This window comes from Pseudomonas sp. ML2-2023-6 (assembly GCF_037055265.1).
GTDB lineage: Bacteria > Pseudomonadota > Gammaproteobacteria > Pseudomonadales > Pseudomonadaceae > Aquipseudomonas > Aquipseudomonas kulmbachensis.
In genome coordinates, this window is sequence record NZ_CP146347.1 from 1,079,364 (window position 1) to 1,104,725 (window position 25,362).

22 protein-coding genes are annotated in these 25,362 nt (G+C 59.6%); 15 read left to right on the forward strand and 7 right to left on the reverse strand.

Features of this window, described 5'->3' with window-relative positions; translation table 11 throughout:
* The first annotated feature begins 51 nt into the window (after positions 1–51).
* The 3 genes from dgcB to V6L79_RS04955 all read left to right on the forward strand — a co-directional run bounded on the left by dgcB (position 52) and on the right by V6L79_RS04955 (position 4,125).
* Positions 52–1,995 (forward strand): dimethylglycine demethylation protein DgcB, encoded by a 1,944-nt coding sequence (gene dgcB, locus V6L79_RS04945; RefSeq protein WP_338579887.1) that lies wholly within the window; start codon positions 52–54, stop codon positions 1,993–1,995.
* Positions 1,992–3,245, forward strand: a complete 1,254-nt coding sequence (locus V6L79_RS04950; RefSeq protein ID WP_338579888.1) for an electron transfer flavoprotein subunit alpha/FixB family protein — start codon at positions 1,992–1,994, stop codon at positions 3,243–3,245. The genes dgcB and V6L79_RS04950 overlap by 4 nt, the downstream gene beginning before the upstream one ends.
* Before the next feature lie 109 nt (positions 3,246–3,354).
* Entirely contained in the window at positions 3,355–4,125 is a 771-nt protein-coding gene (locus V6L79_RS04955) for an electron transfer flavoprotein subunit beta (RefSeq protein ID WP_261740639.1), read from the forward strand.
* A gap of 506 nt (positions 4,126–4,631) precedes the next feature.
* On the opposite strand, the gene gbcA is transcribed toward V6L79_RS04955, so the two are convergent.
* Positions 4,632–5,924, reverse strand: coding sequence for a glycine-betaine demethylase subunit GbcA (gene gbcA / locus V6L79_RS04960; protein ID WP_261740640.1), 1,293 nt, complete (start codon positions 5,922–5,924; stop codon positions 4,632–4,634).
* A 282-nt stretch (positions 5,925–6,206) separates the two neighbouring features.
* Between gbcA and gbcB the strand changes: the two genes are divergently transcribed.
* From gbcB to V6L79_RS04975, 3 genes are all read left to right on the forward strand, one after another.
* Positions 6,207–7,307, forward strand: a complete 1,101-nt coding sequence (gbcB, locus tag V6L79_RS04965) for a glycine-betaine demethylase subunit GbcB (RefSeq protein WP_261740641.1) — start codon at positions 6,207–6,209, stop codon at positions 7,305–7,307.
* A 122-nt stretch (positions 7,308–7,429) separates the two neighbouring features.
* Complete coding sequence (locus V6L79_RS04970) at positions 7,430–7,654, forward strand: hypothetical protein (protein WP_261740642.1); 225 nt, start codon at positions 7,430–7,432, stop codon at positions 7,652–7,654.
* Positions 7,651–7,953, forward strand: coding sequence for a cell division protein ZapA (locus V6L79_RS04975; RefSeq protein WP_261740643.1), 303 nt, complete (start codon positions 7,651–7,653; stop codon positions 7,951–7,953). The genes V6L79_RS04970 and V6L79_RS04975 overlap by 4 nt, the downstream gene beginning before the upstream one ends.
* Positions 7,954–8,048: 95 nt before the next feature.
* Here V6L79_RS04975 and V6L79_RS04980 read toward each other — a convergent pair whose 3' ends face one another.
* Positions 8,049–9,089: a low specificity L-threonine aldolase gene (locus tag V6L79_RS04980; RefSeq protein WP_261740644.1), complete on the reverse strand. Its 1,041-nt coding sequence runs from the start codon at positions 9,087–9,089 to the stop codon at positions 8,049–8,051.
* Between the two features lie 428 nt (positions 9,090–9,517).
* On the opposite strand from V6L79_RS04980, the gene glyA reads away from it, so the two are divergent.
* The 9 genes from glyA (at position 9,518) to V6L79_RS05025 (ending at position 19,836) form a co-directional block, all read left to right on the forward strand.
* Complete coding sequence (glyA, locus tag V6L79_RS04985) at positions 9,518–10,771, forward strand: serine hydroxymethyltransferase (protein ID WP_261740645.1); 1,254 nt, start codon at positions 9,518–9,520, stop codon at positions 10,769–10,771.
* Between the two features lie 22 nt (positions 10,772–10,793).
* Positions 10,794–12,044, forward strand: coding sequence for a sarcosine oxidase subunit beta (locus V6L79_RS04990; protein WP_261740646.1), 1,251 nt, complete (start codon positions 10,794–10,796; stop codon positions 12,042–12,044).
* A 14-nt stretch (positions 12,045–12,058) separates the two neighbouring features.
* On the forward strand, positions 12,059–12,391 hold the full coding sequence (locus V6L79_RS04995) for a sarcosine oxidase subunit delta (protein ID WP_261740647.1): 333 nt from the start codon (positions 12,059–12,061) through the stop codon (positions 12,389–12,391).
* The gene (locus V6L79_RS05000) at positions 12,388–15,405 is read left to right on the forward strand and encodes a sarcosine oxidase subunit alpha (RefSeq protein WP_261740648.1); all 3,018 of its coding nucleotides are present in this window, start codon (positions 12,388–12,390) and stop codon (positions 15,403–15,405) included. The genes V6L79_RS04995 and V6L79_RS05000 overlap by 4 nt, the downstream gene beginning before the upstream one ends.
* Positions 15,406–15,484: 79 nt before the next feature.
* Positions 15,485–16,117, forward strand: a complete 633-nt coding sequence (locus V6L79_RS05005; protein ID WP_338579889.1) for a sarcosine oxidase subunit gamma family protein — start codon at positions 15,485–15,487, stop codon at positions 16,115–16,117.
* Positions 16,118–16,264: 147 nt separating this feature from the next.
* Positions 16,265–17,122 carry a formyltetrahydrofolate deformylase gene (gene purU, locus V6L79_RS05010; protein ID WP_261740650.1) on the forward strand — a complete coding sequence of 286 codons (858 nt, stop codon included), beginning with the start codon at positions 16,265–16,267 and terminating at the stop codon, positions 17,120–17,122.
* A gap of 66 nt (positions 17,123–17,188) precedes the next feature.
* Positions 17,189–18,388, forward strand: coding sequence for a formaldehyde dehydrogenase, glutathione-independent (gene fdhA / locus V6L79_RS05015; RefSeq protein ID WP_261740651.1), 1,200 nt, complete (start codon positions 17,189–17,191; stop codon positions 18,386–18,388).
* Between the two features lie 347 nt (positions 18,389–18,735).
* Positions 18,736–19,293: a DUF2780 domain-containing protein gene (locus tag V6L79_RS05020; RefSeq protein ID WP_261740652.1), complete on the forward strand. Its 558-nt coding sequence runs from the start codon at positions 18,736–18,738 to the stop codon at positions 19,291–19,293.
* A gap of 42 nt (positions 19,294–19,335) precedes the next feature.
* Positions 19,336–19,836 carry an ATP-dependent zinc protease gene (locus V6L79_RS05025; protein ID WP_261740653.1) on the forward strand — a complete coding sequence of 167 codons (501 nt, stop codon included), beginning with the start codon at positions 19,336–19,338 and terminating at the stop codon, positions 19,834–19,836.
* 48 nt (positions 19,837–19,884) lie between these two features.
* On the opposite strand, the gene V6L79_RS05030 is transcribed toward V6L79_RS05025, so the two are convergent.
* The 5 genes from V6L79_RS05030 to V6L79_RS05050 form a co-directional block, all read right to left on the reverse strand.
* The gene (locus V6L79_RS05030) at positions 19,885–20,061 is read right to left on the reverse strand and encodes a hypothetical protein (RefSeq protein ID WP_261740654.1); all 177 of its coding nucleotides are present in this window, start codon (positions 20,059–20,061) and stop codon (positions 19,885–19,887) included.
* Positions 20,058–21,170, reverse strand: a complete 1,113-nt coding sequence (locus V6L79_RS05035) for a PepSY domain-containing protein (protein ID WP_261740655.1) — start codon at positions 21,168–21,170, stop codon at positions 20,058–20,060. Before V6L79_RS05035 ends, V6L79_RS05030 begins: the two co-directional genes overlap by 4 nt.
* 140 nt (positions 21,171–21,310) lie before the next feature.
* Entirely contained in the window at positions 21,311–23,725 is a 2,415-nt protein-coding gene (locus V6L79_RS05040; RefSeq protein WP_338579890.1) for a TonB-dependent receptor, read from the reverse strand.
* A 90-nt stretch (positions 23,726–23,815) separates the two neighbouring features.
* On the reverse strand, positions 23,816–24,793 hold the full coding sequence (locus V6L79_RS05045) for a FecR family protein (protein WP_261740657.1): 978 nt from the start codon (positions 24,791–24,793) through the stop codon (positions 23,816–23,818).
* The gene (locus V6L79_RS05050) at positions 24,790–25,314 is read right to left on the reverse strand and encodes an RNA polymerase sigma factor (protein WP_261740658.1); all 525 of its coding nucleotides are present in this window, start codon (positions 25,312–25,314) and stop codon (positions 24,790–24,792) included. Before V6L79_RS05050 ends, V6L79_RS05045 begins: the two co-directional genes overlap by 4 nt.
* Positions 25,315–25,362 lie beyond the last annotated feature (48 nt).

A 25,362-nucleotide genomic window follows, 5' to 3' on the forward strand; every position in this document is an offset into this window, starting at 1 on the left:
CCTGCGGCAGCGGCTACACGTTTCGGCCCCGAAGTCTTTGGGAGCTTCACCATGCTCAATATCGTTCTCCCCATTTTGTTATTCGCCGCACTGGCCCTGGCCGTTTTGGGCGCCGCGCGGCGCATGAACATGTGGCGCCGTGGCCGTCCGGCGAAGGTCGATTGGTTGGGCGGCCTGCTGGCCATGCCCAAGCGTTACATGGTCGATCTGCACCACGTGGTCGCTCGCGACAAATACATGGCCAACACCCACGTCGCCACCGCCGGTGGCTTTGTGCTGGCGGCGGTGTTGGCGATTCTGGTGCACGGTCTGGGGCTGCATAACCGCATCCTGGGTTATGCCTTGCTGTTCGCCACGGCGCTGATGTTTGTCGGCGCGCTCTTTGTATTTAAACGTCGCCTTAACCCGCCGTCGCGCTTGTCCAAAGGCCCGTGGATGCGCCTGCCGAAAAGCCTGCTGGCGTTCTCTGTGAGTTTTTTTATCCTCACCTTGCCGGTGGCCGGTTTGTTGCCCGAAGGCTTTGGCGGCTGGGTGCTGGCGGCGGTGTTGGCGGTTGGTGTGCTGTGGGGTGTGTCGGAGCTGTTTTTCGGCATGACCTGGGGCGGGCCAATGAAACACGCCTTCGCCGGAGCCCTGCATCTGGCCTGGCACCGCCGGGCCGAGCGCTTCGGCGGTGGCCGCTCCACAGGTTTGAAACCACTGGACCTGGACGACCGTACCGCGCCCCTGGGCGTGGAAAAACCCAAGGACTTCACCTGGAACCAATTGCTCGGGTTTGACGCCTGCGTGCAATGCGGCAAGTGCGAAGCCGCGTGCCCGGCGTTTGCCGCCGGGCAGCCGCTCAACCCCAAGAAGCTGATTCAAGACATGGTGGTCGGTTTGGCGGGCGGCACCGATGCGCACTTCGCGGGCAGCCCGTATCCGGGCAAACCGATAGGTGAACACGGCGGCAATCCGCACCAGCCCATCGTCAACGGTCTGGTCGATGCGGATACGCTGTGGTCCTGCACCACCTGCCGTGCTTGCGTCGAAGAGTGTCCGATGATGATCGAGCACGTGGATGCAATCGTAGATATGCGCCGCTTTCTGACCCTGGAAAAAGGCGCGACCCCGAACAACGGCGCCCAGGTGCTGGACAACCTGATTGCCACCGATAACCCCGGCGGTTTTGCACCGGGCGGGCGGATGAACTGGGCAGCGGATTTGAATCTCGACCTGATGCGCGATAAGCCCTCGGCGGATGTGCTGTTCTGGGTCGGTGACGGCGCTTTCGACATGCGCAACCAACGCACCTTGCGTGCCTTCGTCAAAGTGCTCAAGGCGGCGCGGGTCAACTTCGCGGTGCTGGGGCTGGAAGAGCGCGACAGCGGCGACGTGGCCCGGCGCTTGGGTGATGAAGCGACCTTTCAGGTTCTGGCCAAGCGCAATATCCAGACGCTGGGGCAATACCAGTTCCAGCGCATCGTCACCTGCGACCCCCACAGTTTTCATGTGCTGAAAAATGAGTACGGCGCCTTTGGCGGTGACTACCTGGTACAGCACCACAGCACCTACATGGCCGAGTTGATCAGCGCCGGTTTGCTCAACCTGGCCGCGGATGCAGGGGGCAGCGTGACCTATCACGACCCGTGTTATCTGGGCCGCTATAACGGTGAATATGAGGCGCCGCGCGCGGTGCTGCGAGCGCTGGGCATTGAAGTCAAGGAGATGCAGCGCTCGGGCTTTCGCTCCCGTTGCTGCGGTGGCGGTGGCGGTGCGCCGATTACCGACATTCCCGGTAAGCAGCGTATCCCTGATATGCGCATGGACGATATCCGTGAAACCGGCGCCGAGCGCGTGGCGGTTGGCTGCCCGCAATGCACCGCCATGCTCGAAGGCGTGGTGGAGCCACGGCCACTGATCAAGGACATTGCCGAGCTGGTGGCGGACGCCTTGATTGAAGGTCCAGCACTCGCCCAACCGGCCAAGCGCGTAGCCCCGGAGGTGATCGCATGAGTGACATTATTCGCCGCGACCCCCACGCCGAGTGGATCGCACGCAACCGCCTGCACCCGTTACATGCGGCCATGCAACCACAGCAACTGAGCTGGATGGGGCCCAACGGGGTACTGCGTAAAAGTGTGCATGGCGTGGGTTTTATCGGCCCTAACGGCATCAAGCGGATCGACCGTAGCGGCGCGCAACAGGGCGGTACGAGCAAGCGTACGGCCAGTGTTGAAGTGCAATTACCGCTGCATCAGGTCCCGGCTCCAGCATTCTATATCTGCGTAGTGCCGGACATGGTTGGCGGTCGTTTGAGCAGTCATGACCGTGATCTGTTGGGGCTGGCCCGGCAACTGGCGGGGAGCGATGGCGCAGTACTGGCGGTGGTGTTTGGCGAATCGAAAGAAACTGCCTTCGCCACGGCCGGGGTTGATCGGCTGTTGCTGCTCGACAGTGAAGGTTATGCACCGGAGCGGCAGGTACTTGGCCTGCGGGCTGTGGATAACCAGTTTTCCCCAAGGCACTGGCTATTGCCGGACAGTCGCAGCGGTGGCGCAGAACTGGGACGACGCTTTGCCGCCAGCCTGGGTGAACGCCCGGCCACGCGAGTGTGGCAGATCAAGGATGGGGCCTGTATCGGTCGTGCCGGTGCGGGGCTGCAAGACGTGGCGCAGCCATTGCGGCGTTTGATCCTGGCGGCGGCCGAGTGCGCCGAACCGGTCAGCGACACCCGGCATGAAGTGCTGGCAGTGCAGTTATCCACAGCGCTCGCGAGCTGCTTGCCGCGAATTGAAGATTTGGGTGCGGTGGAGGTCGACCCGGCGGCGATTCCAATGGCCGAGGCGGAATTTATCCTCAGTGGTGGTAACGGTATCAAGGATTGGGGACTTTTCCACAGGGCTGCTGTGGCCCTTGGCGCCACTGAAGGCGCCTCCAGGGTTGCGGTGGACGATGGCTTCATGGGCCGCGAGCGCCAGGTCGGTGCCAGCGGGGTATGGGTCACCGCGCGGGTCTACGTGGCGGTCGGGATCAGCGGTGCGATTCAGCATCTGCAAGGGATTGGCGCCTGCGACAAAGTGGTGGCAATCAACCTCGACCCCGGTTGCGACATGATCAAACGCGCTGACCTGTCGGTGATTGGCGACAGTGCGGCGGTGCTGGAAGCCCTGATTGTGGCTGTGGATAACTGGCGCCAGAGCGCCCTCACCCCGGCCCTCTCCCAGAGGGAGAAGGGGCCGATCTCTGTTGCATTCAATGGCTGAGATCAATCCGATTTATTGGTCGATAGTTGCTCTGTCAATCACCTCGGTCAGCTCCCTCTCCCTCGGGGAGAGGGTTGGGGTGAGGGGCTTTTGATTTGGAGAAATACATATGACCATCGCCACTGTTGCACTGGTTTCAATCGGCGCCCACCCTGCCTCTGGCCGCGCCCGACGCGCCGAGCAGGACGCCCGTGCTGTTGAACTGGGCCTGGAGCTGGCTGGGGATAACTTGCATGTGCTGCACGCGGGCAACCCTCACGAGCCAGCCTTGCGCGCTTATCTGGGCATGGGCCTGGACGAATTGCACGTGCTCGAACAACCCGACGGCGCCGATGCGGTGCCGGTATTGCGCGATTACATCCGCGAAGCTGGCGTGCAGTTGGTGCTGACCGGTAGCCAGGCCGAAACCGGCGAAGGTTCGGGCATGTTGCCGTACCTGCTGGCCGAGCAATTGGGCTGGCCGCTGCTGGTGGGCGTGGCGCAGATCGAATCTATCCACAATGGTGTGGCGCAAGTGCTGCAAGCCTTGCCTCGGGGCCAGCGACGTCGGCTACAGGTGCGATTGCCGTTTATGGTCACTGTGGATAACGCGGCCCCCAAGGCCCGGCAAAGCGCTTACGGCCCGGCTACCCGGGGCCTGGTCGATGCCAGAGTGGTTGAAATCATTGCCGATGAGTTATCCACAACGGGGCTGCTGCAACCTGCCAGACCACGGCCCAAGCGCTTGAAAGTGATCAAGGCCAAAAGCGGCGCTGATCGCATGAAAGCCGCCACGGCCAAGGCTGCTGGCGGTTCCGGGCAAGTCCTCAAGGGCGTCGGCGCAGAAGAGGGCGCCCAGGCCATTTTGAAGTTGCTCATTGAGGAAGGCGTGGTGCGCTGATACTTGCCCACAAAGTCTGTTAGCGCTTATGTGGATAAGTTGTTTGTTGTCGGCTAAGACCTATACAAACCGAGCCTTTCAGGCTTCTGATCAAAAAATGCTCAATTCAGCACTTTATCCACCGAGCGGCCTTAAAACCCCTGAGTAATCGGTGCCTTAAGGGGTTTTCCACAGTGAAAGCAGGCAGTGCATAAGTTGCGCACAATCTCTGTTGGTGGATATGTGGATAAGGTGTTCGCGGCTGTCTACAGGCCACGTAATTCGTGGCTTGTAATCAATTGTACAAAAAACACTCAATCGTGATTTATGGGGTAAGTTGTCCACTTCCCCACAATTGCTGTGGGTGTGCCTGTGGACAAGTTGTTGGTGAAGGGCTGAGAGCCTTTGACTGCGGGGGGTGTAGCGAGTTGATCAATAATTGATCGATGTGGGTTCTGTAGCCGCTGCCGAAGGCCCTTCGAGGGTCGCTGCGCAACCCATAGCAGCCTGCGGCAGCGGCTACAGGATCATTGTGCGACTATCCCTTTAAGGTACGCCGCAGGCTCTGCCCCCAAATTGTTCAGCAGCCGCTCGCTGTACCAGTCCACAAAATTGACCACGCCAAACTCGTACGTCTGTGAATACGGCCCCGGCTGGTAAGCGATGGAGTTGATGCCGCGCTGGTTCTCTTCCGCCAGGCGACGATCCTGGTCGTTGGTGGCGTCCCAGACCTTGCGCATGCGCTCCACGTCATAGTCCACGCCTTCTACCGCATCCTTGTGGACCAGCCATTTGGTGCTGACCACGGTTTCCTGGGCACTGATCGGCCATACCGTAAACACGATGATGTGGTCGCCCATGCAGTGGTTCCACGAGTGCGGTAAGTGCAGGATGCGCATCGAACCCAGGTCCGGGTTTTTGATCCGCCCCATGAGTTTTGTACAGCCTTGTTTGCCATCCAGGGTCATCGAGACGGTGCCCTTGAGCAGCGGCATGCGCACGATGCGGTTACGCAGACCGAAACTGGCGTGGGCATAAGGAATCTTTTCTGCGTCCCAGGCGGCGGCAGAGGCTGCTACGTGATCCTTGAATGCCTGATCGGCACGCGGATCGGTCACGTCGTCCCACTCCAGCAGGGTCTTGAGCAACTCGGGGTGCGACGCGTTGCAGTGGTAGCACTCGCGGTTGTTTTCCAGCACCAGCTTCCAGTTGGCTTTTTCCACCAGAGTGGTCTGAATCGCCACCTTGGTGTTTTCCATGTCGTAGGGTTCCATGTAGTGGTTCAGCGTGGCCAGGAACTCGTCGATGGCAGGCGGGTTCTCGGCCAGGCTGATAAAGATGTAGCCGCCAGCGGTTTTGACGTTAACCGGCTTGAGGCCGTATTGCTTCATGTCGAAGTCGGCACCCATCTCGGTGCCGGCAAACAGCAGGCGCCCGTCCAGTTCGTAGGTCCACTGGTGGTAATGGCATACCAGTTTGGCGACCTTGCCTTTTTCACTGGTACACAGCCGTGAGCCGCGATGGCGGCACACGTTATGAAAGGCATGCACCTGGCCTTCGGCGCCGCGAATCACAATGATCGGGTTCTTGCCTATTTGCAGGGTCAGGAAGTTGCCCTTGGCCGGGATCTCGCAGGTCATGCCTGCAATCAGCCATTCTTTCTGGAAAATCTCTTGCATATCGATATCGAACAGACGCTCGTCGTTATAAAACGGCTGCGGCAACGAAAACGTGCGTTCGCGGTTCTGCAGCATCTCGGCGGTGGCCTTGCGTGCGGGTTCCAGTGGGTCGCCCAGGCTCAGGTTTGCGGTGATGTCCATCGTTGTAATCCTCATGGCCATCGGATGTGGCCTAAAAGTGGCTGATCAGGGGTGCGACGCAAGGCAAAACAATTAACACGTTGAGTGGCGCTGAGTGTGCGATTGAAGTGCCTTGATGCCATATCTGCGGGCGACATGGCCCAATCTGTTCCCGACGCCGCAGGTACTGTTTTCAGGGGCTGGTCGCGATAAGTATGTGGATGTCGCGAATAGATAAATGGCCGCTTCGGGGCATGCGCAGAATCGCCAACAAGAGGCCGGTTGTCGGCCGTGGAGAAACGCATGTCCAACAGCTTTCTGAACCCGGTAACCACCCAGACCTGGGCCAATGGCCGACACATCGTGCGATGCGTCAAAGTGATTCAGGAAACCTGGGACGTGCGCACCTTCTGTTTTATGGCCGACCAGCCGATTCTGTTCTTTTTCAAGCCAGGGCAGTTCGTCACTCTGGAACTGGAAATCGACGGCGACCCGGTGATGCGTTCGTACACCATCTCCAGCTCACCGTCGGTGCCGTACAGTTTTTCGGTGACTATCAAGCGCGTGCCGGGCGGCCGGGTGTCCAACTGGTTGCATGACAATTTGCAGGAAGGTCAGGAGCTGGCGGTTCACGGGCCGGTCGGGCTGTTCAATGCCATCGATGCGCCTAGCCCCAAGGTGCTGTACCTGAGCGGTGGTGTCGGGATTACCCCGGTGATGTCGATGGCGCGCTGGTTTTACGACACCAACGCCAATGTCGACATGGTGTTTATCCACAGCGCCCGCTCCCCCAAAGACATCATTTACCACCGCGAGCTGGAGCATATGGCTTCGCGCATCGACAACTTCAGCCTGCATCTGATCTGCGAGAAGCACGGTCTGGGTGAGCCGTGGGCCGGGTATCGCGGTTATCTGAATCACAAAATGCTCGACCTGATGGCATCCGACTTCATGGAGCGCGAGGTGTTTTGCTGCGGGCCGACGCCGTATATGAATGCGGTGAAGCGTTTGCTCGAAGCCAACGGTTTCGATATGAGCCGTTACCACGAGGAATCCTTTGGTGCGACCCCGCCTGAAGCCCGGGCCGATGCGGTGGAGCAAGCCGAGCAGGCAGCCGATGCGCCGGAGTTGGACCAGGCGGATCTGAATCAGGTGGAATTTACGGCGTCCGGCAAGAGCATCCGCGTGGGCCCGGCCGAAACGGTGCATGCGGCAGCGGCCAAGCTTGGGCTGCTGATCCCCAAAGCCTGCGGCATGGGTATTTGCGGCACCTGCAAGGTGCTGAAACTGGGCGGCGAGGTCGAGATGGAGCACAACGGCGGCATCACCGAGGAGGATGTTGCAGAGGGCTATATCCTGTCGTGCTGCAGCGTGCCGAAGGGGGATGTGCGGATTGAATTCTAAGGTTTGGGAACAAAGGTTCTAAAGCAGAGTCATTAGGGGTCTGATAAGGCAGGTTGGCGCTAGCTTAGGCGCTGACTTTTCTTTATCGTACGCGCCCTTCGAAACTGCTTGAGAACGCCACCATGATTGAGTCATCCCTTAGCAAACTGGAACAACTGGTCAGCGACCTGGTTCAGCAAAAGCAAGAACTGCTGGAAACCAACGAACAACTGAGCGCCGAGCTGGCTCTGGCCAAAGATGAAAACGAAAGCCTGCAACTGACCCTGATGGAACAGGAAGAGAAGCAAGGTGCAACCGCAGCCCGCATTCAGGCACTGGTTGAGCGCGCGAGCCCTGTCAACGCATGAGCGCGGACAGAGACGGAGTAAATGTCGTCTCGATTCTGGGTAACGACTACACGATCAAAGCGCCGGAGGGGGAGCAAAAAACCCTGATGGCGGCAACGGTCATGTTGAAAACCGCCCTGGCCGAAACGAAAAGAAAGTACCCGAGCCTGATCGGGGACAAATTGCTGGTGCTGGCAGCACTGAATCTGTGTTCAAAGCAGATTGAGTTGCAACTGAGCCACAAACAGGAACTCGACCGTTATCAAGAGCAAGTCAGCGCCACGGTCGATGTGATTGAGCGAACTCTGGGGCAATCCTGAGTATTCGCCAAACTCTGTAGTCGCTGCCCAAGGCTTTGAAGGTCCTGCGGACCTTATCGCAGCCTGCGGCAGCGGCTACAGAGAACTTTGCTGTTTTACCCCGCCATCACTTCGCGAATATCTGCCGCCAATTCCCGCACTCGTGCCTCGTCGGTGTCCCACGAGCACATGAAGCGTGCGCCGCCTTTGCCGATGAAGGTATAGAAACGCCAGCCCTTGGCGGTCAGCGCAGCCACTGCCGGTTCCGACAGTTGCAGGAACACGCCGTTGGCCTCCACCGGAAACATCAGCTCAACCCCCGGAATGTCACTCACCAACTGGCTCAGCAATTGCGCGCAGTGGTTGGCGTGGCGGGAGTGTTTGAGCCATGCGTCGTTTTCCAGCAAGCCCACCCAGGGTGCCGACAAAAAGCGCATTTTTGACGCCAGTTGCCCGGCCTGTTTGCAGCGGTAGTCAAAGTCCACCGACAGGTCGTGGTTGAAGAACAGAATTGCTTCACCCACTGCCATGCCGTTTTTGGTCCCGCCAAAGCACAGCACATCCACGCCGGCTTTCCAGCTCAGCTCTGCCGGGGTGCAACCGAGGAAGGCGCAGGCGTTGGAGAAACGGGCGCCGTCCATGTGCAGCAACAAGCCCAGCTCTTTGCAGGTAGCGCTGATGGCGCGAATTTCTTCAGGGCGGTACACGCTACCGACTTCGGTGGCCTGGGTAATGGTGACCACGCGCGGTTTTGGGTAGTGGATATCTTTGCGCTTGAGGGCGATTTCGCGGATCGACTCGGGGGTGATCTTGCCGTTTTCAGTGCGGGCGATCAGCAGCTTTGAGCCGTTGGAAAAGAACTCAGGAGCCCCGCATTCGTCGGTTTCGACGTGGGCGGTTTCGGAGCAGATTACGCTGTGGAAACTCTGGCACAACGACGACAGGGCCAAGGAGTTGGCCGCAGTACCGTTGAAAGCGAAATACACCTCGCAGTCGGTTTCGAACAGGTTGCGAAAATCGTTGGAGGCACGCAGGGTCCACTCATCGTCGCCGTATGAGCGCTGGTGGCCGTGGTTGGCCTTTTCCATGGCAGACCAGACTTCGGGGCAGATACCGGAGTAGTTGTCGCTGGCGAATTGTTGGCTCTTGTCAGTCATTTCCCGGTTCCTTGGTCGAATGTTGTGGTGCACTTTATCCAAGAATCTTGCGGGTGCACAGACACGACTTAAAGTGCGGAAAATCCCTACAAAAGAATAGTTCTATAACTCCGTAAAACCTGTAGCAGCTGAGGAGCGGAGCGAGGCTGCGTTCGGCAGCGAAGCGGCCGTAAACCTGCGATCTGAATTTAACTGGCACACCGCAGGGCCTGATTTTAGGGCTGCTGCGCAGCCCGACGCAGCCTCGCTCCGCGAGTCAGCTGCTACGAGGGGCCTGTTGTACAGAGATCTGCTTTTGCGCCATGTCGTAAACGCACCATTGCGTGGCGTCCATAGGCATTTGATCCGTCTGCGCCAGCTCTACCATCGGCTCAAAGGGCACAAGCCCCACCGAGACCAAAAGGCGCGCTGGCGCTGGGAGACACGCAATGTTCAGCAAGCAGGATCAGATCCAGGGTTACGACGATGCCTTGTTAGCGGCCATGAATGCCGAAGATCAGCGCCAGGAAGATCACATCGAGTTGATCGCCTCCGAGAACTACACCAGCCAGCGCGTTATGGAAGCCCAAGGCAGCGGTCTGACCAACAAGTACGCCGAAGGCTATCCGGGCAAGCGCTACTACGGCGGCTGCGAGCACGTGGATAAAGTCGAGCAACTGGCCATCGACCGCGCCAAGCAACTGTTCGGCGCCGATTACGCCAACGTGCAGCCGCACTCCGGCAGCCAGGCCAACGCGGCGGTGTATCTGGCGCTGCTGAATGCCGGTGACACCGTACTGGGCATGAGCCTGGCTCACGGTGGGCACTTGACCCACGGCGCCAGCGTCAGCTTCTCCGGCAAGTTGTACAACGCCGTGCAGTACGGTATCGACACCGCTACCGGTCTGATCGACTACGACGAAGTGGAACGCCTGGCCGTTGAGCATCAGCCAAAGATGATCATTGCCGGGTTCTCGGCTTATTCCAAATTCCTCGATTTCCCGCGCTTTCGTCAGATCGCTGACAAGGTGGGCGCCTACCTGTTTGTCGACATGGCCCACGTTGCCGGTCTGGTGGCTGCGGGGCTGTACCCGAACCCGCTGCCGTACGCCGATGTGGTCACCACCACCACTCACAAAACCCTGCGCGGGCCACGGGGCGGGCTGATCCTGGCCAAGGCCAACGAAGCGCTGGAGAAAAAGTTCAACTCGGCGGTGTTCCCTGGTGGTCAGGGCGGTCCGTTGATGCATGTGATCGCGGCCAAGGCAGTGTGCTTTAAAGAGGCGCTGGAACCCGGCTTCAAGGCGTATCAACAGCAGGTTATCGACAACGCTCAAGCCATGGCTGAAGTGTTTATCAAACGTGGGTTCGACGTGGTCTCGGGCGGTACCGACAACCATCTGTTCCTGCTCAGCCTGATCCGTCAGGGCCTGACCGGCAAAGACGCCGATGCTGCACTGGGCCGCGCCCATATCACGGTCAATAAAAATGCCGTGCCCAACGATCCGCAATCGCCCTTCGTGACCTCGGGCCTGCGCATTGGCACCCCGGCGGTGACCACTCGCGGTTTCAAAGTGGCGCAATGCACGCAGTTGGCGGGCTGGATCTGCGACATCCTCGATCACCTCGGCGATGCCGATATCGAGGCCGACGTGGCGCGCCAGGTGACCTCGCTGTGCAAAGACTTCCCGGTTTATCGCTGAGCGCGTTTTTGGAGTTAATCCTATGCAACGGTATTCAGGCTTCGGCCTCTTCAAACACTCCCTCAGCCACCACGAAAACTGGCAGAAGATGTGGCGCACACCGACCCCGAAAAAGGTCTACGACGTAATCATCGTCGGCGGTGGCGGCCACGGGCTGGCAACGGCCTATTACCTGGCCAAGGAACACGGCATCACCAATGTGGCCGTGGTCGAAAAGGGCTGGCTGGGCGGCGGCAATACGGCGCGCAACACCACCATTGTGCGTTCCAACTACCTGTGGGACGAGTCGGCGCACCTTTACGAACATGCGATGAAACTGTGGGAAGGCTTGTCCCAGGACTTGAATTACAACGTCATGTTCTCCCAGCGTGGCGTCTACAACCTGTGCCACACCCTGCAAGACATACGCGACTCGGAGCGCCGGGTCAGCGCCAACCGCCTCAACGGCGTGGACGGTGAGCTGCTCGACGCCAAACAAGTGGCGGACGAAATTCCGTACCTCGATTGCTCAAAAAACACTCGTTACCCGATCATCGGTGCCACCGTACAACGCCGAGGCGGCGTGGCCCGTCACGATGCCGTGGCCTGGGGCTTTGCCCGCGCTGCGGATGCGCTGGGCGTGGACTTGATCCAGCAAACCGAAGTACTGGGGTTTCGCAAGGAAAACGGCGTGTGCATCGGCGTCGAAACCAGCAAGGGCTTTATCGGCGCCAAGCGCGTGGGCGTGGTCACCGCCGGTAACTCCGGGCATATGGCGCGCCAGGCCGGCTTTCGTTTGCCGATCGAATCGCACCCGCTGCAAGCGCTGGTGTCGGAGCCGATCAAACCGATTATCGACAGTGTGATCATGTCCAACGCGGTGCACGGTTACATCAGCCAGTCCGACAAGGGCGACCTGGTGATCGGTGCCGGGATCGACGGCTACAACGGCTACGGCCAGCGTGGCTCGTACCCGGTGATCGAGCACACGATCCAGGCGATTGTAGAAATGTTTCCGGTACTGTCCCGCGTGCGCATGAACCGCCAGTGGGGCGGCATCGTCGACACCACACCCGACGCTTGCCCGATCATCTCCAAGACCCCGGTGCCGAACCTGTTTTTCAACTGCGGCTGGGGCACGGGTGGCTTCAAGGCTACGCCGGGCTCGGGCAACGTGTTTGCCGCCAGCCTGGCCAAAGGCGAGATGCACCCATTGGCTGCACCGTTTTCCATTGACCGGTTCCATTCCGGCGCCCTGATCGACGAACACGGCGCTGCCGCTGTCGCCCACTAACAGGAGAAACACCCATGCTCCATATCTTCTGTCCCCATTGCGGCGAATTGCGCTCCGAAGAGGAATTTCATGCCAGCGGCCAGGCGCACATCCCGCGCCCGCTCGACCCCGGCGCCTGCACTGATGCCGAGTGGGGCGATTACATGTTCTTTCGCGACAACCCTCGCGGCCTGCACCACGAACTGTGGAACCACGTCGCCGGTTGCCGCCAGTTCTTCAATGCCACGCGTAACACCGTGACCTACGAAATTCTTGAAACCTACCTGATCGGCACCAAGCCACAGTTCACTGAACAGGCGGCGCCACTGATCACCACGGCCACTCGCGAGCAGGGAGAAAAGGTATGAGCCAGACCCATCGCTTGCCTAATGGCGGCCGTGTCGACCGCAGCAAGGTGCTGACCTTTACGTTCAACGGTCAACAATACAAAGGCTACGAGGGCGACAGCCTGGCCGCCGCGTTGCTGGCCAATGGCGTCGACGTGATTGGTCGCAGCTTCAAATATTCCCGGCCCCGTGGCATCTATGCCGCCGGTGCCGAAGAGCCCAACGCGGTGCTGCAAATCGGCGCCACCGAAGCTACCCAAATTCCTAACGTGCGCGCCACGCAACAGGCGCTGTATCAGGGCTTGGTCGCCACCAGCACCAACGGCTGGCCCAACGTCAACAACGATGTGATGGGTATTTTGGGCAAGGTCGGCGGCAAGCTGATGCCGCCTGGCTTCTACTACAAAACCTTTATGTACCCGCAGTCGTTCTGGATGACCTACGAGAAGTACATCCGCAAGGCAGCAGGCCTGGGCCGTTCGCCGACCCAGAACGATCCCGACACCTACGACTACATGAACCACCATTGCGATGTGCTGATCGTCGGTGCAGGCCCTGCAGGCTTGGCGGCGGCTTTGGCCGCAGCGCGCAGCGGCGCCCGAGTGATCGTTGCGGATGAACAAGAAGAGTTCGGCGGCAGCCTGCTCGACAGCCGTGAAAGCCTGGACGGCAAGCCGGCGATGGAATGGGTCGGCAAAGTCATCGCTGAACTCAAGGAACTGCCGAGCGTAACTCTGTTGCCACGGGCGACAGTCAACGGCTATCACGACCACAACTTTCTGACCATTCACGAACGCCTCACCGACCACCTCGGCGACCGTGCCCCGATTGGCCAGGTGCGTCAGCGTATTCACCGGGTACGGGCCAAGCGCGTGGTGTTGGCCACCGGTGCCTGCGAGCGGCCATTGGTGTACGGCAACAATGACGTGCCGGGCAACATGCTGGCGGGCGCGGTGTCCACTTATGTACGTCGCTACGGCGTAGCGCCAGGCAAAAAAATGGTGCTCAGTACCAACAACGACCACGCCTACCGCGTCGCGCTGGATTGGCTCGATGCCGGTCAGCAGGTGGTGGCTGTGGCTGATGCGCGCAGCAACCCTCGTGGCGCGCTGGTAGAAGCGGCACGGGCCAAAGGTATCCGTATTTTGACCTCCAGCGCGGTGATCGAAACCCGTGGCAGCAAGCATGTGACCGGTGCTCGGGTGGCGGCGATTGACCTTAAATCCCTCAGTGTCGCTAGCCCCGGCGAGTGGCTGGAATGCGATCTGGTTGCGACCTCGGGCGGCTACAGTCCGGTGGTGCATCTGGCCTCGCACTTGGGCGGCAAGCCGACCTGGCGCGAAGATATTCTTGGTTTTGTACCCGGCGAAGCACCGCAAAAACGTGTGTGCGTAGGTGGCATCAACGGTGTTTACGGGTTGGGCGACAGCCTCGCCGATGGTTTTGAAGGTGGCGTGCGTGCTGCCAGCGAAGCCGGGTTCAAAGCGGTCGAAGGGGTATTGCCCAAAGCCCTGAATCAGCTTCAGGAAGCCACGCTGGCGCTGTTCCATGTACCCCATGAAAAGGGCACGGCGCGGGCACCGAAGCAATTTGTCGACCTGCAAAACGACGTAACCGCCGCGGCCATTGAACTGGCAACCCGCGAAGGCTTCGAGTCGGTCGAGCACGTCAAACGCTACACCGCGCTGGGTTTTGGTACCGACCAGGGCAAGCTGGGCAACGTCAACGGGCTGGCCATTGCCGCGCGCTCGCTGAACGTGACCATCCCGCAGATGGGCACCACCATGTTCCGCCCCAACTACACGCCGGTGACCTTTGGCGCTGTAGCCGGTCGCCATTGCGGGCATATTTTCGAGCCGGTGCGCTACACCGCGCTGCAAGCCTGGCACGTCAAGCAGGGCGCCGAGTTTGAAGACGTCGGTCAATGGAAACGTCCGTGGTACTTCCCGCGTAACGGCGAAGACCTGCACGCGGCGGTCAAGCGCGAGTGCCAGGCAGTGCGTGACAGCGTCGGCATTCTCGATGCTTCGACCCTGGGCAAAATCGATATTCAAGGCCCGGACGCGCGGGAATTCCTCAACCGCATCTACACCAACGCCTGGACCAAACTCGATGTGGGCAAGGCCCGCTATGGCCTGATGTGCAAAGAAGACGGCATGGTCTTCGACGACGGTGTGACCGCGTGCCTGGCCGACAACCACTTTGTGATGACCACCACCACCGGCGGCGCAGCGCGGGTACTGCAATGGCTGGAAATCTACCAACAGACCGAATGGCCTGAGCTGAAGGTGTATTTCACCTCTGTGACCGACCATTACGCGACGATGACTCTGTCCGGCCCCAACAGCCGCAAGCTGCTGAGCGAAGTCACCGATATCGATCTGGACCGTGAGGCCTTCCCGTTCATGACCTGGAAGGAAGGGTTGGTGGGCGGTGTACCGGCGCGGGTGTTCCGAATCTCGTTTACCGGCGAGCTGTCGTACGAGGTCAATATCCAGGCTGACTACGCGATGGGTGTGCTGGAGAAAATCGTCGAGGCGGGCAAGCAATACAACCTCACCCCGTATGGCACCGAGACCATGCACGTGCTGCGGGCCGAGAAGGGTTTCATCATCGTCGGCCAGGACACGGACGGCTCCATGACCCCGGACGATTTGAACATGGGCTGGTGCGTGGGCCGCACCAAACCGTTCTCGTGGCTGGGCTGGCGCGGCATGAACCGCGAAGACTGTGTGCGTGACCAGCGTAAACAGCTGGTGGGCCTCAAACCGGTCGATCCGAAACAATGGCTGCCGGAGGGCGCGCAACTGGTGTTCGACCCGAAGCAGGCAATCCCGATGACGATGGTCGGCCACGTGACGTCCAGCTATGCCCACAACTCACTGGGTTATTCGTTTGCAATGGGTGTGGTCAAAGGCGGTTTGAAGCGCATCGGCGAGCGGGTGTTCTCGCCCCAGGCCGACGGTAGCGTGATCGAGGCTGAAATCGTGTCTTCGGTGTTCTTCGATCCGAAAGGCGACCGGCAAAATATTTGAGTGAAGCCCTTTCGCGAGCAGGCTCGCTCCCACAGGGGATGTGGGAGTCAATCAACACAACATTGCTAACGGGTGACCCATGACCACAGCAAACGTATATCAACAACGCCCGGACTCGGGCGCCAAAGCCGAGTCATCGTTGCACCAGGCTAATCTCGCCGGTCTGATCGGCAAGGGCCGTAAAAACCCCGGCGTGCGGGTGCGCGAGAAGAAACTGCTGGGCCATTTGACCCTGCGCGGCGACGCCAATGACCCGGCCTTTGTAGCAGGCGTGAACAAGGCCTTGGGGCTGGAATTGCCCGTGGCCCTGAGCCTGGTGGCCAAGGACGAAACATCGCTGCAATGGATGGGGCCGGATGAGTGGTTGCTGATCGTACCCGGTGGCCAGGAGTTCGCCGTGGAACAGGCGTTGCGCGCCGCATTGGCCGGGTTGCACATCTCGGTGGTCAACGTCAGCGGCGGGCAACAACTGCTGGAGCTGAGCGGGCCAAAGGTGCGCGAAGTGCTGATGAAGTCCACCAGTTACGACGTGCATCCGGACAACTTTCCGGTGGGCAAGGCGGTGGGCACGGTGTTCGCCAAATCGCAGCTGGTAATCCGTCATACGGCCGAAGACACTTGGGAACTGCTGATCCGTCGCAGCTTTTCGGACTATTGGTGGCTATGGTTGCAGGATGCAGCGGCGGAGTATGGGTTGAACGTCGAAGCGTAAATATGATCCTGCCTGCGCCTCTGTGGGAGCGGGCTTGCTCGCGATTGCAGCACCACGGTCATCCGGATGTACCGTGTTGTTTGCATCGCGAGCAAGCCCGCTCCCACACAGGTCGTGTGCGTTCCAATACCCATCAAGGAGCACCCCATGAGCCGCGCCCCCGACACCTGGATTCTCACCGCCGACTGCCCAAGCCTCTTGGGCACGGTGGACGCGGTCACGCGTTATCTGTTCGAACACAGTTGCTACGTCACCGAACACCATTCCTTCGACGACCAGCGCTCGGCACGTTTCTTTATTCGGGTGGAGTTTCGCCAGCCCGACGGTTTTGACGAGCACGCCTTTCGTACAGGCTTGGCCGAACGCGGCGCGGCCTTTGGCATGACCTTTGAACTGACGCCTCCCCATCACCGGCCCAAAGTGCTGATCATGGTGTCCAAGGCCGATCACTGCCTTAACGACCTGCTCTATCGCCAGCGCATTGGCCAGCTATCGATGGACGTGGTGGCCGTGGTGTCCAATCACCCCGATCTTGAGCCCCTGGCTCGCTGGCACGGTATCCCGTATCACCATTTTGCGCTGGACCCGGCAGACAAACCGGCCCAAGAGGCCAAGGTCTGGCAGGTGATCGAAGACACTGGCGCCGAACTGGTGATCCTTGCGCGCTACATGCAAGTGCTGTCCCCTGAGCTGTGCCGCAAGCTCGATGGCAAGGCGATCAACATTCACCACTCCTTGCTCCCCGGTTTCAAAGGCGCCAAGCCCTATCACCAGGCCTACGAAAAGGGCGTCAAGCTGGTGGGTGCGACGGCGCACTACATCAATAACGACCTGGACGAAGGTCCAATCATCGCTCAGGGCGTCGAGGTGGTGGACCATAGCCATTACCCCGAAGACCTGATCGCCAAGGGCCGCGACATCGAGGCCCAGACGCTGGCTCGCGGCGTGGGCTATCACATTGAGCGGCGCGTTTTCCTAAATGGAGGTCGTACCGTGGTGCTGTGAGGCACCTGCAAGTTCTAAGCTGCAAGCAGCAAGTTAATCCCTCCAATAACAACAAGGGTGAATACGATGGCTGACAACCGCGGTGTGGTGTACCTGGGCAATGGCCAGGTTGAAGTGCAAAGCATTCCATTCCCCAAGATGCAAAACCCTCAGGGCAAGCAGATCCACCACGGCGTGATTCTGCGGGTGGTGTCGACCAATATTTGTGGCTCCGACCAGCATATGGTGCGTGGTCGTACCACGGCGCAAACCGGTCTGGTGCTGGGCCATGAAATTACCGGCGAAGTGATCGAGGCCGGGCGCGATGTGGAACATCTGAAGGTCGGCGATCTGGTTTCAGTGCCGTTCAACGTGGCATGCGGGCGTTGCCGCAGCTGCAAGGAACAGAACACTGGCGTATGCCTGACCGTCAACCCGGCCCGTCCCGGTGGCGCCTATGGTTACGTGGACATGGGCGATTGGGTCGGCGGCCAGGCTGAATATGTGTTGGTGCCCTACGCCGATTTCAACCTGCTCAAGCTGCCCAACCGTGACGCTGCGATGGAGAAAATTCGCGACCTGACCTGCCTTTCCGACATTCTGCCCACCGGTTACCACGGTGCTGTAACCGCAGGCGTTGGCCCTGGTAGCACGGTGTATATCGCCGGTGCTGGTCCGGTCGGTCTGGCGGCGGCGGCCTCGGCGCGCTTGCTGGGGGCGGCGGTGGTGATTGTCGGCGACGTGAACCCGATTCGCTTGGCTCACGCCAAGGCTCAGGGTTTCGAAATTGCCGACCTGTCCAAAGACACACCATTGCACGAACAAATCGCCGATCTGCTGGGCGAACCTGAAGTGGACTGCGCCGTCGACGCCGTAGGCTTCGAAGCCCGTGGTCACGGGCATGACGGGGTTAAACACGAAGCACCGGCCACGGTGCTCAACTCGCTGATGGGCGTGGTGCGGGTGGCGGGCAAGATCGGGATTCCGGGCTTGTACGTAACCGAAGATCCGGGTGCTGCCGATGCAGCTGCAAAAATGGGCAGCCTGAGCATTCGCTTTGGTCTGGGCTGGGCCAAGTCCCACAGCTTCCATACCGGGCAAACGCCGGTGATGAAATACAACCGCCAACTGATGCAGGCGATCATGTGGGACCGGATCAAGATCGCCGATATCGTAGGCGTTGAAGTGATCAGCCTGGACGACGCGCCGCGGGGTTATGGCGAGTTCGATGCGGGTGTGCCGAAGAAGTTTGTGATCGATCCGCATCGGATGTTCAGCAAGGCTTAACAATTGGCAGAAAACCTGTAGCAGCTGCCGAAGGAACGAGGCTGCGTTCGGCTGCGAAGCAGTCGTAAAACCACACAATGCGGTCGTTCAGATAGACCGCGATTACCGGTTTTACGAGGGCTTTGCCCTCGGACGCAGCCTCGTTCCTACGGCAGCTGCTACGAGGGTTTGGTGCCTGGTACAAAACGGGGCCGCCAGTTCGCACAGCGGATGCACTGGTTTTCAATTAAGATTGCCCGCCGTTTGATCCAATAGTGGCACTTGGGAACAACTGCCGGGGTTTTGGGTCATACACATAGTTTTACCGCTCCATGGCGGGCGGTTTTTTGGTTCTAGAGGTTTGAGCGATGAATAAGTTGAGCGGCGTGGCACTGGCAACATTGATGACCGTGGCAGCGAGCCCGGTGTTTGCAGGTTTCAGCCTGAGCGACGTGGCCAACGTGGCGGCGCAAGTACAGGGTGCCAACGGGAATGGCGCGACCACCGACAAATCGGCGCAAGCCGTACAGATGCTGACCAAGGTCAACGAGCTGGGTGTAAAGCCTGAGCAAGCGGCAGGCGGTATCGGTGCGATGTTGAGCCTGGCGAAAAACCAGCTGACCTCCAGCGACTATTCCGAACTGACCCAGCAAGTACCAGGTGTTAACAAACTGGCTGGCGCCGGTGCACTGGGTCAGTTGAGCCAGTTGGGCGGCCTGTTGGGCAAGTCCAGCGGCGTATCCGAGACCGCGACCAGCGCAGTCAGCAACGTGGCCAACACTGATCAGTTGAACGGCGCATTCACCGCGCTGGGCATGCAGGACGGCATGGTTGCCAAGTTCGCACCGGTATTGCTGGACTACTTCAAGGGCCAGAACGTCAGCACTTCGTTGCTGAGCAAGTTGGGCAGCGCCTGGGGCGTTTAAACACTTACTGCGTGCTCTGTACTCTTTGAAGGAACTGCCTGCATGAAGTCTATTCTTGCGTTGCTTTCTGTATTGGCGCTGCCGGTGATGGCCGCCGAGCCGACCCTTTATGGGCGTTACGAATACATCAAGTTGCCAGAAATCGGCGAGACCCTTCAGGCCAAGATGGACACAGGCGCCCTGACCGCGTCGCTGTCGGCGAAAAATATCCAGACCTTTACCCGTGATGGTGACGAGTGGGTACGCTTTCAGCTGGCGACCGAAGGTGCGAGCAGCAAGGTGTACGAGCACAAAGTAGCGCGCATCAGCAAAATCAAAAGTCGCGCCGATGAAGACGAAGACAGGGATGTACCTGAAAGCGCCAAGCGGCCGGTAGTTGATCTGGAAATGTGCCTGGGTAACGTCAAGCGCACTGTGGAGGTCAACCTCACCGATCGCAGCAGCTTCAACTATCCGTTGCTGATTGGCGCCAAGGCCTTGCGTGAGTTTGGTGCGGCAGTGAACCCGGCACGTCGTTATACAGCGGACAAACCGGACTGCTGATTGCCGATTTATGTGGGTGCGGGCTTGCCCGCCCCCACAGATTTGGCGTTAGCGTTTAAGCAACCCGCGCACACTGATCCACAGCGGAATTCCCAGGCCAATCCAGCTCAATATGTCCCAGGCGCCGTCTCCCAATAGCGCGCTGAACAATCCCGTCACGCTGACGAGTCCAATCGCCAGCGGGATCGCAAATACCTTCCAGAAGTTCGACTGCCGTGGCCTCATCGAGCACTCTCCTTGGCCGCGCGTCTGCGCACCCACCATAGGTACAACCCGCTGCCGAGCACCACAATGGTCAGCAGGTCGAGGGCTGCCCAGAGGATTTTCATCGGCATGCCGCCGTAGTCGCCAAAGTGCAGCGGCTGCGACATACCCATCGCGTCCATGTACCACGGGCGACCCGCCACGGCGGTGACTTCAAGGGTGCTGGCGTCAATCAAAACCGGGGTCAGCAGGTGTGAGGTCAGGTGTGTGCTGCCTTTCATGAAGACCGCGTAATGGTGCTCGCTGGAGAACCGGGTGCCGGGGAAGGCGATAAAGTCCGGGCGCATGTCGGGTGCGGCCTTGGCTGCGATTTCCAGGAGTTGGCTGGCTGGGGCGAGGTGAGTCAGCGGTGGGGCATCGCGGTAAGGCTCGATCATGGCGCTGAGGCTGTCATTGCGCCAGGCGGCGATGATCAGGTCGGCACAGGCGCTGATAACACCGGTCACTCCCACCACCAGGGCCCAGGTCAAGGTCACGGCGCCAATCAGGTTATGCAGGTCGAGCCAGCGCAAGCGGGTGGACTTGTCGGTACGCACGGTCGCGAATTCGTGGCGGCGCATAAACGGCAAGTACAGCACCGTGCCGGAGATGATCGCCAGCACAAACAGCAGCCCCATAAATGCCAGCAGCAGCTTGCCGGGTAGCCCGGCAAACATGTCCACGTGCAGGCGCAGCATGACCATCATGATCCCGCCATTGGCTGACGGCACTTCTATCGCCTCGCCGGTACGCGCATCGAGCATAAAGGTGTGGGACGAGTTGGGCTCGGTGCCTGCGGTGGGCGCCATGATGGTCAGGACTGCGTTGGGTTCGTCTTCTTCCCAGCCGAAATACTGCATGACCTCGCCCGGCCGATGAGCCTCGGCGGCGCGTACCAGTTGTTGCAGGTCAAGGGTCGGGGTATCGGCGGGCAGTTCCTTGACTTGCGGGGCATCGCCCAGCAGATGGTCGATTTCATGATGAAAAATCAACGGCAGACCGGTGAGTGCCAACAGCAGCAAAAAAGCGGTGCTAATCAGGCTGGTCCAGGTATGGATAAAGGACCAGCGGCGGATGGTTTTGCTTTTCATGACTTTCCCAATTGCAACAACACCCTGTGGGAGCGGGCTTGCTCGCGATGCAGACAACCCGGTGTATCTGAAAATACCGAGGTGATGCTATCGCGAGCAAGCCCGCTCCCACAGGGGGAGGTGATGCGCCAACGATTTGTTTAGAACTCCAGCTGCGCCGAGAACTGCACGGTGCGCGGGTCGCCCAGGTAATGACTGTTGAGCCAGTAGTCTTTGTTGGCCAGGTTGCTGACGTTCATGCGCAAGGTCAGATCATTTTCCGAAACTTTCATACGGTAGCGTGCACCGGCATCAAAGGTGGTGAACGACGGCAATTGATAGTCGTTGTTGACGTCGGTGTATTGCTTGCCGGTGTAGAACGCGCCACCGGTCAGGGCCAAACCGGGTACGGTATTGATGTCGTATTCGGCGTAAACCTTGGCCAGTTGCTTGGCAACGTCGACCGGGGCATTGCCATCGTTGGCCTTGTTGTCTGCGTCCTTGACCTTTGGATCAAGCAAGGTAAAACCGCCTACAACCGTCAGTTCCGGGGTGACCTTACCGGTCACGCTGAACTCCAGGCCGTTGTTAACCTGCTTGCCGCTTTCGGTGTAGGTCATGGTCTCGTTGAGGAAACCATTAGGCTTTTCGATGTTGAACAAGGCCAGGGTAAATAATGTGTCGCCCACGGTAGCTTTGGCGCCCACTTCGTACTGCTTGCTGACTTGCGGCGCGAAGATTTGACCAGCGTTGCTCGCGTTGTAAGGTGCCGTGCCGCCTGCCTGTAGGCCTTCGATGTAGGTGGCATAGGTGGTCAGCCAAGGGACCGGTTTGTAGATAAGCGAAACGCTGGGCGAGGTTTTGCTTTCGTCGTAGCGGGTTTTCTTCTCGGGTGTGGAGTAGATGAAGTCATTGGCATAAGACTTGATCTGGGTGCGGGTCACACCGAGGATGCTCGACCATTGATCATTGAAGGTAATGACGTCGCCGATCAGGAAGTTATTGTTTTGTGAGGTGCTCGCCAAACGCTGATCGCCATGGCCAACCGAGTAACCCGGCTTGTCGACTTGTTGGCTGTTGCCGAAAGGGATCGGGCCGCCGCCGACGTCGCCATACTGTGTGCCGTTCGAAGGGATGTGGTCCTCGTACATGCGCACGCGTGTGTCATTACCCTGATAGCCCATGGTCATTTTGTGGCCAATGGTGCCTGTCGCAAAGGCGGCATCCAGAAACAGGTATGCAGAGTTCTCCACATGCTCAATGGGCGCAAAGGCATACAGCGGTTGGGTGTAAACCCCAGGGCTGTAAACGGTCGGGCCGGTGTAGGTGTTCTGTTCGGTGAACTTCTGAGTGGCGAGTGCGCCGCGCAGGGTGAAGGTGTCGTTCAGGCGCCACTTGGCCCTTACGCCGCCTTTGTCGGTTTCGTTATCCGAGAATGCCCATTTCTGGCTGTACAGTTTGTTGTTATCCAACTGCGAGGCACGGGGGCGCAGCGCCTGATCACCGAAGTACCAGTAACTGGTGACTCCCCGGATTTGAGTTTTCTTGTGTGATGCATCGAACTGGATTTGCAGGTCGTCGCTGACGTTCCAGTCCACGGCCAGGCTGATCATCTCGCGGCGGCGTTTCTGCATGTCGATGGCGGTTTCGCCATCCTGGGTCAGCAGGTTCAGGCGATAGGCGAATTTGCCTTCGTCGTCGATCTTGCCGCCAAAGTCGCCGTGCAGGTAATAGTTTTCCCCGCCGGCATTGCCCAAGGTCACGCTACGATAATTTTGATAGGTCGGGCGTTTCAGTACGTAGTTGGCTAAACCGCCCGGAGACGCGGGGCCATACAAAAAGCCGGTCAGGCCGGTGATAACTTCCAGTTGCTCGGTTTCTTCCAGAAAGTTACCCGCGTCGGCGAGTGTGCTGAAGCGCAGGCCATCGTTGGCAATGTTCAGGTTACCCGCGCCACTGAAACCGCGAATGTTTACCGCGCTGGCATAACCCGCGCCGGTTGGGGAAAACAGCTGAGTGAAAGGGTTGCGCTTGAACACGTCATCCAGAGATGTGGCTTGCATGTTTTTGAGCAAAGCCTGGGAGGTCACGCTCATGGAGTAGGGGGTGTCTTGCAGTTTCATCCCACCCAGTGCGCCGACATTATTCAGGTTTTCGCTGACGTAACCTGCTGCTTCCGACCCTTCAGCGACGGCAGCGCCGTTGATGTTGACGTCGCCCAAGGTCAGTGCGCCTTCGACGATGGGCATCAGGGTGTAGGAGCCGTTGCCAGTGCTCTGCAACTGCAACCCACTCCCCTGCAACGCCTCACGCAACGCCGTGGTTGCCTCGAACGTGCCTTGTACCGGCGCCGAGGTTTTGCCCGCCAGCAGGGACGAGTCGATGGCCAGGGTGATGCCGGCCTGGCTGGCGATCTGGTTCAGGGTGGCCGCCAAAGGTCCGGCAGGCAGGTTGTAGCTGCGTGCGCTGGATGCCTGTTCGGCGGCGATCAGCGTGGTGCTGGTCAACGGGGCACAAAGGGCAATGGCTACGGCCAACAGGCTGGGGCGCAAAAACGTGTCGAGGGTGCGGGACATTCGGCGGGTTCCTGAATGGAAATGTTTCTCAATGCCTATCTGCCGCACGAGATCGCAAAAGTGATAGGGCTGATTGAAAATAATTTAGATTCAGTTCTTTTGGGGCTTGGCGCTAACGGTGACCCACCACGGGGTGCGCTGCTGGATCTGTACCGGCAAGGTCGGCATCAGGGCATTGAGCGCCAGTTCGACATTGTTCAGCGGGAAGCTGCCGGTGATGCGCAGGTCGGCCACTTGCGGGTCAACGCCCAAGTGGCCGCGATGATAACGATTGAGTTCGCTGACCATGTCGGCCAAGCGCACGTTGTCGAGCACCAGCATGCCGCGTGTCCAGGCGTCTGCGCCAGGGCTTACGGCGAGCATTTGACCAAGGCGGTCGCTGTACATCAGCACTTGCTGGCCTTCGCTGTAGATGGTTTGTTCGGCGCTGTTTTCAGGATGCGCCTCGACCCGCGATTGCAACACGCTCAGGCGTGTGCCGTCGTCTTCGCGCTTGACCATGAATCGTGTGCCAAGCGCACGCAGGCTGCCATCGCGGGTTTGCACGATAAAGGGGCGAGGGTCGCCATGGCCTGTTTCGACCATGATTTCACCTTCTTGCAGGATGATTCTCCGGGTCGTGTCATCAAAGCGCACATCGACTGCGCTGTGGGTATTGAGGTTGAGCAGCGTGCCGTCAGCCAGGCGCAGCTGACGTTGTTCGCCGGTGGCGGTGCGCTGGTCGGCCATCCAGTAATCAATAGGCAGATAGCTTTTACCGGCGAACAAGGCCAACCCGCACACCAGGGCGATACTGGCCAGGTTACTGCTGATTTTACGCACCCGCTGCTGCACGCCATTGCGTGCATTGAGCAGTGCGTTGCGTGCCGGAACGCCAGTATTGCTGAAGCGCTGATCGAGCATGCCCAGTTGCAGCCAGGCGCGGGCGTGTTCTTCGCTGGCGCTGTACCACTTGGCAAACTCGGCCTGTTCCACGGCGCTGCCGTTGCCGCAATCCAGGCACAGCTGCCAGGCGATGGCGGCGTCCAGCACCTGGGCCGAGACCGGCTTGGTGTTGGCTTGGCTCATGTCGGCTCGCCATACAGGGCGACGTAGCACTGGCGGATGCCCTGGGCCAGATACTGGCGCACACGGGGCACTGACACGCCCAGGCGCTCGGCGATTTCAGCGTGGGTCAGGCCATCGAGGCGGCTATGGAGGAAGGCTGCGCGGGACTTGCTCGAGAGCTTGCTGAGCAGGCGGTCGATGGCCCTGAGGTCTTCAAGGATCATTTGCTGGGCTTCGGGCGAGGGGTGCTCGGCCTCGGGGATCAGCATCAGTTCGTTGAGCCAGGCCTGCTCCAGAGCTGCGCGGCGAAAGTAGTCAAACAGTAGACCCTTGGCGATGGCCGCCAAAAACGCCCGGGGTTCGCGGGGGGCTTGCAGTTCGGTGCGACCCAGCAGGCGCACGAAGGTGTCCTGGCTGAGGTCTTCAGCCCGCTGCGGGCAGGCAACGTTGCGCCGCAACCACGCCAGCAGCCAGCCGCGATGGTCGCGATATAGCGCTCCAACCAGCTCACTGTGTGGGTTTTGGACTGACGACAAAGACATCACCGACTGCAAGTTTTAACTAACGATAATTATTCGCGATTGTGTCAG

Excerpts from the sequence above, each read along its gene's own strand:
- dgcB (WP_338579887.1), top strand. The coding sequence starts at position 52 with ATGCTCAATATCGTTCTCCCCATTTTGTTATTCGCCGCACTGGCCCTG.
- V6L79_RS04950 (WP_338579888.1), top strand. The coding sequence starts at position 1,992 with ATGAGTGACATTATTCGCCGCGACCCCCACGCCGAGTGGATCGCACGC.
- V6L79_RS04955 (WP_261740639.1), top strand. The coding sequence starts at position 3,355 with ATGACCATCGCCACTGTTGCACTGGTTTCAATCGGCGCCCACCCTGCC.
- gbcA (WP_261740640.1), bottom strand. The coding sequence starts at position 5,924 with ATGGACATCACCGCAAACCTGAGCCTGGGCGACCCACTGGAACCCGCA.
- gbcB (WP_261740641.1), top strand. The coding sequence starts at position 6,207 with ATGTCCAACAGCTTTCTGAACCCGGTAACCACCCAGACCTGGGCCAAT.
- V6L79_RS04970 (WP_261740642.1), top strand. The coding sequence starts at position 7,430 with ATGATTGAGTCATCCCTTAGCAAACTGGAACAACTGGTCAGCGACCTG.
- V6L79_RS04975 (WP_261740643.1), top strand. The coding sequence starts at position 7,651 with ATGAGCGCGGACAGAGACGGAGTAAATGTCGTCTCGATTCTGGGTAAC.
- V6L79_RS04980 (WP_261740644.1), bottom strand. The coding sequence starts at position 9,089 with ATGACTGACAAGAGCCAACAATTCGCCAGCGACAACTACTCCGGTATC.
- glyA (WP_261740645.1), top strand. The coding sequence starts at position 9,518 with ATGTTCAGCAAGCAGGATCAGATCCAGGGTTACGACGATGCCTTGTTA.
- V6L79_RS04990 (WP_261740646.1), top strand. The coding sequence starts at position 10,794 with ATGCAACGGTATTCAGGCTTCGGCCTCTTCAAACACTCCCTCAGCCAC.
- V6L79_RS04995 (WP_261740647.1), top strand. The coding sequence starts at position 12,059 with ATGCTCCATATCTTCTGTCCCCATTGCGGCGAATTGCGCTCCGAAGAG.
- V6L79_RS05000 (WP_261740648.1), top strand. The coding sequence starts at position 12,388 with ATGAGCCAGACCCATCGCTTGCCTAATGGCGGCCGTGTCGACCGCAGC.
- V6L79_RS05005 (WP_338579889.1), top strand. The coding sequence starts at position 15,485 with ATGACCACAGCAAACGTATATCAACAACGCCCGGACTCGGGCGCCAAA.
- purU (WP_261740650.1), top strand. The coding sequence starts at position 16,265 with ATGAGCCGCGCCCCCGACACCTGGATTCTCACCGCCGACTGCCCAAGC.
- fdhA (WP_261740651.1), top strand. The coding sequence starts at position 17,189 with ATGGCTGACAACCGCGGTGTGGTGTACCTGGGCAATGGCCAGGTTGAA.
- V6L79_RS05020 (WP_261740652.1), top strand. The coding sequence starts at position 18,736 with ATGAATAAGTTGAGCGGCGTGGCACTGGCAACATTGATGACCGTGGCA.
- V6L79_RS05025 (WP_261740653.1), top strand. The coding sequence starts at position 19,336 with ATGAAGTCTATTCTTGCGTTGCTTTCTGTATTGGCGCTGCCGGTGATG.
- V6L79_RS05030 (WP_261740654.1), bottom strand. The coding sequence starts at position 20,061 with ATGAGGCCACGGCAGTCGAACTTCTGGAAGGTATTTGCGATCCCGCTG.
- V6L79_RS05035 (WP_261740655.1), bottom strand. The coding sequence starts at position 21,170 with ATGAAAAGCAAAACCATCCGCCGCTGGTCCTTTATCCATACCTGGACC.
- V6L79_RS05040 (WP_338579890.1), bottom strand. The coding sequence starts at position 23,725 with ATGTCCCGCACCCTCGACACGTTTTTGCGCCCCAGCCTGTTGGCCGTA.
- V6L79_RS05045 (WP_261740657.1), bottom strand. The coding sequence starts at position 24,793 with ATGAGCCAAGCCAACACCAAGCCGGTCTCGGCCCAGGTGCTGGACGCC.
- V6L79_RS05050 (WP_261740658.1), bottom strand. The coding sequence starts at position 25,314 with ATGTCTTTGTCGTCAGTCCAAAACCCACACAGTGAGCTGGTTGGAGCG.